Here is a 7,422-nt window from a genome sequence, read left to right on the forward strand (position 1 = left end):
CAGCGCTCAGGAGGTCGCGGGGCCTGCCGTGTCCGGTGCGGGCCGGCTGCCGTTGTCCTCGTTGGTCAGGTCGCGGGCGACGAAGGTCTCCACGTCGAAGAGGTTGCCGTTGGACCGGTCGATGACGTTGAGGAGGGTCGACATGGTCGAGACCTCCTCGACCTGTTCCTGGATGAACCACTGCAGGAACTGCTCGCCGGTGTAGTTCTCCTCGTCCCGGGCGACCTTGGCCAGGTGCTGGAACTGGTCGGTGACCTCGCGCTCGTTGCGCAGGGCCAGCGCGGCCAGATCGCGCGGAGCGGAGAAATTGGTCTCGATCTCGTCGATGCCGGGGAGAGTGAAGTCGATCTCCTTGTCGAGGAGGAAGCGCACGATCATCATGGCGTGGTCGCGCTCCTCCAGCGACTGTGCGTAGAAGAACTTCGCCAACTGGGGCAGGTCCTGGTCGTCGAACCAGGTGGCGACTGCCACGTACTGGTGTGAAGCGGTGAACTCGTGCCGAACCTGATCGACCAGGAGACGGTAGAACTTGGAAAGGCTGCTGTCGCCGTGCTTGTTCGAAGTCATGCCTCGACCATAACGCACGTCAGCCATTTTGAAAAACACAAAAACGCCCACTGATAATTTATTAGGCAAGCCTTCCACAAACTTATTTAGGTTAGGTGACCCAAACTTAGGCGGTGCTTATTCTGGTGTTTTTCCCGTGCATGGGCGGCCGGGGTGGCGCGCCGGGTCCGTGCCGGTCGCGGCGTGTGTGGTGTCCAACATCCGGACACCAGGGGCCCCGGAATGGGATGTGCCCACTAGACTGTGATCGTGATCAGTCGAATCGACCTCCGAGGTACCCAGCAGGACCCCCGTCAGGCGCTCCCGCGCGCCGAAACCGACGTGTCGGCCGCGGTCGAACACGTACGTCCCCTGTGCGAGGACGTCGAACATCGCGGGGTCGATGCGCTGATCGAACTGACCGAACGTTTCGACGGCGTCCGGCTCACCGGTATCCGCGTCCCCGGGGCCGCCCTCGACAAGGCCCTGGCCGACCTCGACCCGGCCGTGCGCGCCGCACTCGAGGAGTCCATCGACCGCGCCCGCAAGGTCCACCGCGACCAGCGCCGCGCCGATCACACCACCCGCGTCGCACCCGGCGGCACCGTCACCGAGAAGTGGATCCCCGTCGACCGGGTCGGCCTCTACGTTCCCGGCGGCCGCGCCGTCTACCCCTCCAGCGTCGTCATGAACGTGGTGCCCGCCCAGGAAGCCGGAGTGCGCTCCCTGGCCGTGACCTCCCCGCCGCAGAAGGAGTTCGGCGGTCTGCCGCACCCGACCGTCCTCGCCGCCTGCGCCCTGCTCGGTGTCGAGGAGGTCTACTCCGTCGGCGGCGCCCAGGCCGTGGCCATGTTCGCCCACGGAGCCGGAGAGTGCGCCCGTGCCGACATGGTCACCGGCCCCGGGAACCTCTGGGTCGCCGCCGCCAAACGCCACCTCAAGGGCACCATCGGTATCGACGCCGAGGCCGGACCCACCGAGATCGCCATCCTGGCCGACTCCACCGCCGACGCCGACTACGTCGCGGCCGACCTCATCAGCCAGGCCGAACACGACGTCGTCGCCGCCTCCGTCCTCGTCACCGACGACACCGACCTCGCCGACCGCGTCGAGGAGCGCCTGGCCGAGCGCGTGCCCGCCACCCGACACAGCGACCGTGTCCGTGAGGCCCTGAGCGGACCCCAGTCCGGCATCGTCCTGGTCGACGACGTCGAACAGGGCCTGGCCGTGGTCGACGCCTACGCCGCCGAACACCTGGAGATCATGACCGCGGACGCCGCAGCCACCGCCGCGCGCGTGCGCAACGCCGGGGCGATCTTCGTCGGCGACTTCTCCCCGGTCTCCCTCGGCGACTACGCCGCCGGGTCCAACCACGTACTCCCCACCGGCGGCTGTGCCTGCCACAGCGGGGGCCTGAGCGTGCAGACCTTCCTGCGCGGGGTGCACATCGTCGACTACGGCCGCGACGCACTGGCCGATGTCGCCCATCACGTCGTCGCGCTCGCCGAGGCCGAGGACCTGCCCGCGCACGGTGAGGCCGTCACCGCACGCACCGGCGGCCATCGCCCGGACGCCGGATAACCGGCAGTTACGACCCAGGACGCACCGGACACCGCGGAGCGGCACCGCCCGCCCCGCCGTCCACGAGAACCCATGAGCGTGAACCCGTGAGCTTCACCCTGAACGACCTGCCGCTCCGTGACGACCTGCGCGGGAGCTCCCCTTACGGAGCACCGCAGCTCGACGTGCCAGTGGTCCTCAACACCAACGAGAACCCGCACGCACCCTCACCGGAGCTGGCCAAGGCCCTGGCGGACGCGGTCTCCGACGCCGCCCTCACCCTGAACCGCTACCCCGACCGCGACGCCCTCGCCCTGCGCGGCGCTCTCGCCGACTACCTCGGGCACGGCGTGACCACCGACCAGGTGTGGGCCGCCAACGGATCCAACGAGATCCTGCAGCAGATCCTGCAGGCCTTCGGCGGACCGGGCCGTGTGGCTCTCGGCTTCGAACCCTCCTACTCGATGCACCCGATCATCACCCGCGGCACCAACACCGAATGGGTCGCGGTGCCGCGCGGGGACGACTTCGCCGTCGACACCGACGCCGCGTTGGCAGCGATCGCCGAGCACCGCCCCAGCGTCGTCTTCCTCACCTCGCCCAACAACCCCACCGGGACCGCCCTGGACCTGGACGACGTGCGCCGGATCGCCGAGGCCGCCCCCGGTGTCGTGGTCGTCGACGAGGCCTACGCCGAGTTCCGTCGCGAGGGCACGCCCAGTGCGCTGACACTGCTGGAGGAACACCCGCGCGTCATCGTCTCGCGCACCATGTCCAAGGCCTTCGCGCTCGCCGGGGCCCGCGTCGGCTACCTGGCCGCCCACCCCGCGGTGGTGGAGGCCCTGCAGCTGGTCCGCCTGCCCTACCACCTGTCGGCCGTCACCCAGGCCGTCGCCGTCACCGCGCTCAGCCACGCCGACGAACTCCTCTCGACCGTGGCCGACCTGCGTGCCGAACGGGACGGCCTGGTCGACTGGCTGCGCGGCGAGGGCTTCAGCGTGGCCGACTCCGACGCGAACTTCGTCATGTTCGGCCTCTTCGAGGACCGCAACCGGGTCTGGCGGGCCCTGCTCGAACAGCAGGTCCTCATCCGGGAGACCGGGCCGGACGGATGGCTGCGCGTCACCGTCGGCACCGCCCAGGAGACCGCAGCCTTCCGCGCCGCCCTGCTGCGCGCCACCGGCCGGCGCTGAACCGCACGGCCCCACACCACCACCGAGGGAAAGCACACCATGAGCCGCACCGGACGCGTGGAACGCACCACGAAGGAAACGAAGGTCCTGGTCGAGATCGACCTCGACGGGACCGGGGTCTCCGACGTCTCCACCGGCGTCGGTTTCTACGACCACATGCTCGACCAGATCGCCAAGCACGGCCTCTTCGACCTGACCGTGCGCACCGAGGGCGATCTGCACATCGACTCCCACCACACCATCGAGGACACCTCCCTGGCGCTGGGCGCGGCCTTCCGTGAGGCTCTCGGCGACAAGCGCGGGATCCGCCGTTTCGCCGACGCCAAGGTGCCCCTCGACGAGGCCCTGGCCGAGGTGACCGTCGACGTCTCCGGCCGCCCCTATCTGGTGCACAGCGAACCCGAGGGTATGGCCCCGGTCATCGGCCGTGACTACGACACGACCATGACCCGCCACATCTTCGAGTCCTTCGTGGCCCAGGCCCGGGTGGCACTGCACATCCACGTGCCCTACGGCCGCAACGCCCACCACATCGTCGAGTGCCAGTTCAAGGCCCTGGCACGTGCTCTGCGCGTGGCCACCGAGGACGACCCGCGCGTCAGCGGGATCCCCTCGACCAAGGGCGCGCTGTAGTGGACACCGACCTGTGGGGGATCGCCCTGATCCTGCTCGCCGGTTTCCTGGCCGGCGGCACCTACGCCATGTGGAAGATCAACCGGGTCCTGTCGGCCCTTCTCGGTGCCTGTGCGGTCATGGCCGTCCTCGCGGGCGCCGGTCGCCTCGGCTACTTCTAGGGCCCTCCGGCAGGGCCGGCGGCTCCGCCACGCGTGAGCCGCCGGCCCCCTCGTACGAAAGGAACCCGATGACCTCTCGAGTGGTCGTGTTCGACTACGGCTCCGGGAACCTGCGTTCGGCCCAACGGGCCATGGAACGCACCGGGGCCGAGGTCACCGTCACCTCCGATCCCCGCCGCGCCCTGGAGGCCGACGGGCTGGTGGTCCCCGGTGTGGGTTCCTTCAGCGCCTGTATGGCCAGTCTCCGCGCGGCCGGCGGTGAGCGCATCATCGGCCGCCGCCTGGCCGGGGCACGCCCCGTCCTCGGTATCTGTGTGGGGCTGCAGGTCCTCTTCGACCGGGGCGTGGAGCAGGCCGATCCGCTGGAGGAGGACCAGGCCACCCAGGGCTGCGGCGAGTGGCCCGGAACGGTCGAACGCCTGCGCGCCCCGATCCTGCCGCACATGGGCTGGAACACGGTGCAGGCCCCCTCGGACAGTGTGCTCTTCGACGGTCTGGCCGCCGATGAACGCTTCTACTTCGTGCACTCCTACGCGGTGCGCACCTGGGACATGGTGCCGCTGAACCCCCGTACCCCCGCGCCGGGTGTGGCCTGGGCCGAACACGGTGAACCCTTCGTGGCCGCCGTCGAGAACGGTCCGCTCAGCGCCACGCAGTTCCACCCGGAGAAGTCCGGGGACGCGGGCGCCCGCCTGCTCTCCAACTGGGTGTCGTCCCTGCCCTGAGCCGGGCACGCCCACGAACCGAACCCGTCCACCAACCGAGCCACGAGAAGGTCTCATGCCCGGTCAGAGCACCACATCCTCCGCACTCGAACTCCTGCCCGCCGTGGACGTCGCCGGCGGCCAGGCCGTCCAACTCGTCCAGGGCGCAGCCGGCACAGGCGGCCAGTACGGTGATCCCTACACGGCCGCCACCGCCTGGCAGGAGGCCGGCGCCGAGTGGATCCACCTGGTGGATCTGGACGCCGCCTTCGGCCGCGGACACAACCGCGAGCTGCTCGGCGACATCGTGGGCAGCCTCGACGTGAAGGTGGAGATGTCCGGCGGGATCCGCGACGACGAGTCCCTGAACGCGGCCCTGGCCACCGGCTGCGAGCGCGTCAACATCGGCACAGCAGCCCTGGAGAACCCCGAGTGGTGCGCGAAGATCATCGCTGAGCACGGGGACCGGATCGCCATCGGTCTGGACGTGCGCGGCACCACCCTGGCCGCCCGCGGCTGGACCCGGGAGGGCGGCGACCTCTTCGAGACCCTGGCGCGCCTGGAGGAACAGGGGTGCCGGCGGTACGTGGTCACCGACGTCAACAAGGACGGCATGCTCAAGGGCCCCAACCTGGAGCTGCTGCGCACCGTCTGCCGCAACACCGACAAGCCCGTCGTGGCCAGCGGCGGAGTGTCCAGCCTGGAGGACCTGCGGGCCATCGCCGGCCTGGTCCCCGAGGGGGTCGAGGGCGCCATCATGGGCACGGCCCTGTACGAGGGCGCCTTCACCCTGCAGGACGCGTTGGCCCTGGTCGAGGAGGCGAAGCGATGAGCCTGGCGATCCGTGTCATCCCCTGCCTGGACGTGGACGCCGGGCGTGTGGTCAAGGGGGTCAACTTCGAGAACCTGCGCGACGCCGGGGACCCGGTCGAGCTGGCCGGTGTCTACGACAGTGGCGGGGCCGACGAGCTGACCTTCCTGGACGTGACCGCCTCCAGCGGTGACCGGGAGACCACCTACGACATGGTGCGGCGCACCGCCGACCAGGTGTTCATCCCGCTGACCGTGGGCGGGGGAGTGCGTACCCCCGAGGACGTCGACCGGTTGCTGCGGGCCGGCGCCGACAAGGTGGGCGTCAATACCGCGGCCCTCGCCCGGCCTGCCCTCATCGAGGAGATCGCCGAACGTTTCGGGCGCCAGGTCCTGGTGCTCTCGGCTGACGTGCGCCGAGTGCGCGAGGACGGTGGGTCCACCCCGAGCGGGTTCGAGGTCACCACACACGGCGGACGCAGGGGTACCGGGACCGACGCCCTGCAGTGGTGTGCCGAGGCCGCTCGCCTGGGCGCGGGGGAGATCCTGCTCAACTCCATGGACGCCGACGGCACCAAGGCAGGGTTCGACCTGGAACTGATCCGGGCGGTGCGCGCCGAGGTCGAGGTGCCCATCATCGCCTCGGGCGGTGCCGGCGCGGTGGAGCACTTCGTGCCCGCCGTGGAGGCGGGGGCCGACGCGTTGCTGGCGGCCACGGTGTTCCACTTCGGCGAGTTCACGGTCGGTGAGGTCAAGGACAGTCTGCGCGCGGCCGGGTACCCCGTGCGCTGAGGCGTCCGGTTCGGTGGGGTTCCTGTCCCTGTGGGCGATACCCGCTTCTGGCTTTGTGTGACTGGGCCGTGGCGGTGGGTTGGTGAAGTTGTGTTCCGTGTGAATATGACCACTGTCCTGCCCACCAGATGACCGGGAGATCTCCCATTATGTCCGCACGTACCCACACAGGGTTCCTCGGTCGGATGCTGGCCGTGGCCGGTGCCGGCACCGTCATGTTCACCGCCTCCGTCGCCACGGCCCCGACCGCGAGCGCCGACGACATGGATCGCGCCTCCGCCGAGACCATCGCCATGGTCGAGGCCAAGCCCTGGCCCTTCTACGTCCACGGCCAGGTCGACATCGACATCAGGGCCGCTTACCGGGCTCTGGGACAGCAGGGTTTCGACAGCGGGGTCGAGACCTCCGAGTTCACTGATGAACTCCGCGAAGAGGTCCTCGAGTACCAGGAGGCGCACGAGCAGTACCTGCCCGTCACGGGGAACCTGGACGAGGAGACCTGGCTGCTCCTGCGCGAACAGACCTACGCCGACGAGTACGTGCCCGGCGACGGCCCGAACAACGGCCGCACGGACGGGGTCCTGAGCATCCAGGAACTCCTCATGTGGAAACACGACGCCGACATCGCCAACGACGGCTGGTACGGCGAGGAGACCTTCTACGCGGTCTGTGACGCCCAGGAGGCCTACGGGCTGGACGCCGACGGGCTGGTCGGCCGCCTCACCTGGCGTTCGCTCATCACCGACCAGGACTGGGACCAGGACTCCGCCCGGGAGCTGCCGCAGGCCCAGGTCCCGGAGCGGGTGCCCGACGGTTTCATGGCCGACGCCGAGGAGGCCACGGCCCAGTACAGCTGCGCCGACCGTCCCGCCTAGACCGCCCAGGGGCCGCGCCCCCGGGGGTCGCGGCCGACACCTCCGTGCCCGCCGGAGCGTCGGACACAGCCCGGCCGGAACCCCCCGCACCCCTGTTCCTGTACCCCGCCACACCCTGCTCGGGAAGGGTGTGGCGGGGGTCTGCCTG

At 69.9% G+C, this 7,422-nt stretch carries 9 protein-coding genes; 8 read left to right on the forward strand and 1 reads right to left on the reverse strand.

The annotated features are described in order from the left end of the window. Positions 1-6: 6 nt before the first annotated feature. Positions 7-567 carry a ferritin gene (locus D456_RS0107110; RefSeq protein WP_017575477.1) on the reverse strand — a complete coding sequence of 187 codons (561 nt, stop codon included), beginning with the start codon at positions 565-567 and terminating at the stop codon, positions 7-9. Between the two features lie 249 nt (positions 568-816). Between D456_RS0107110 and hisD the strand changes: the two genes are divergently transcribed. The 8 genes from hisD (at position 817) to D456_RS0107150 (ending at position 7,274) form a co-directional block, all read left to right on the forward strand. Further along, complete coding sequence (gene hisD, locus D456_RS0107115) at positions 817-2,127, forward strand: histidinol dehydrogenase (RefSeq protein WP_040698884.1); 1,311 nt, start codon at positions 817-819, stop codon at positions 2,125-2,127. An 86-nt stretch (positions 2,128-2,213) separates the two neighbouring features. Beyond that, the gene (locus D456_RS0107120) at positions 2,214-3,299 is read left to right on the forward strand and encodes a histidinol-phosphate transaminase (protein ID WP_017575479.1); all 1,086 of its coding nucleotides are present in this window, start codon (positions 2,214-2,216) and stop codon (positions 3,297-3,299) included. A 39-nt stretch (positions 3,300-3,338) separates the two neighbouring features. Then, positions 3,339-3,932 (forward strand): imidazoleglycerol-phosphate dehydratase HisB, encoded by a 594-nt coding sequence (gene hisB / locus D456_RS0107125; protein ID WP_017575480.1) that lies wholly within the window; start codon positions 3,339-3,341, stop codon positions 3,930-3,932. Further along, complete coding sequence (locus D456_RS27050) at positions 3,932-4,093, forward strand: hypothetical protein (RefSeq protein ID WP_017575481.1); 162 nt, start codon at positions 3,932-3,934, stop codon at positions 4,091-4,093. Before hisB ends, D456_RS27050 begins: the two co-directional genes overlap by 1 nt. A 68-nt stretch (positions 4,094-4,161) precedes the next feature. Next, positions 4,162-4,818: an imidazole glycerol phosphate synthase subunit HisH gene (gene hisH, locus D456_RS0107135; protein ID WP_193373812.1), complete on the forward strand. Its 657-nt coding sequence runs from the start codon at positions 4,162-4,164 to the stop codon at positions 4,816-4,818. 55 nt (positions 4,819-4,873) lie between these two features. After that, positions 4,874-5,629, forward strand: coding sequence for a bifunctional 1-(5-phosphoribosyl)-5-((5-phosphoribosylamino)methylideneamino)imidazole-4-carboxamide isomerase/phosphoribosylanthranilate isomerase PriA (priA, locus tag D456_RS0107140; protein ID WP_017575483.1), 756 nt, complete (start codon positions 4,874-4,876; stop codon positions 5,627-5,629). Next, positions 5,626-6,399: an imidazole glycerol phosphate synthase subunit HisF gene (gene hisF, locus D456_RS0107145; RefSeq protein WP_017575484.1), complete on the forward strand. Its 774-nt coding sequence runs from the start codon at positions 5,626-5,628 to the stop codon at positions 6,397-6,399. The genes priA and hisF overlap by 4 nt, the downstream gene beginning before the upstream one ends. 149 nt (positions 6,400-6,548) lie before the next feature. Further along, complete coding sequence (locus D456_RS0107150; RefSeq protein WP_017575485.1) at positions 6,549-7,274, forward strand: peptidoglycan-binding domain-containing protein; 726 nt, start codon at positions 6,549-6,551, stop codon at positions 7,272-7,274. The last annotated feature ends 148 nt before the right edge of the window (positions 7,275-7,422 follow it).

The sequence above is a fragment of the Nocardiopsis kunsanensis DSM 44524 genome, from assembly GCF_000340965.1.
Classification (GTDB): Bacteria; Actinomycetota; Actinomycetes; order Streptosporangiales; family Streptosporangiaceae; genus Nocardiopsis; species Nocardiopsis kunsanensis.

What these genes read in the sequence shown, in the direction of transcription:
- hisH (WP_193373812.1), top strand. Translation starts at nt 4,162, where the DNA reads ATGACCTCTCGAGTGGTCGTGTTCGACTACGGCTCCGGGAACCTGCGT.
- hisB (WP_017575480.1), top strand. Translation starts at nt 3,339, where the DNA reads ATGAGCCGCACCGGACGCGTGGAACGCACCACGAAGGAAACGAAGGTC.
- D456_RS0107110 (WP_017575477.1), bottom strand. Translation starts at nt 567, where the DNA reads ATGACTTCGAACAAGCACGGCGACAGCAGCCTTTCCAAGTTCTACCGT.
- D456_RS0107150 (WP_017575485.1), top strand. Translation starts at nt 6,549, where the DNA reads ATGTCCGCACGTACCCACACAGGGTTCCTCGGTCGGATGCTGGCCGTG.
- priA (WP_017575483.1), top strand. Translation starts at nt 4,874, where the DNA reads ATGCCCGGTCAGAGCACCACATCCTCCGCACTCGAACTCCTGCCCGCC.
- hisF (WP_017575484.1), top strand. Translation starts at nt 5,626, where the DNA reads ATGAGCCTGGCGATCCGTGTCATCCCCTGCCTGGACGTGGACGCCGGG.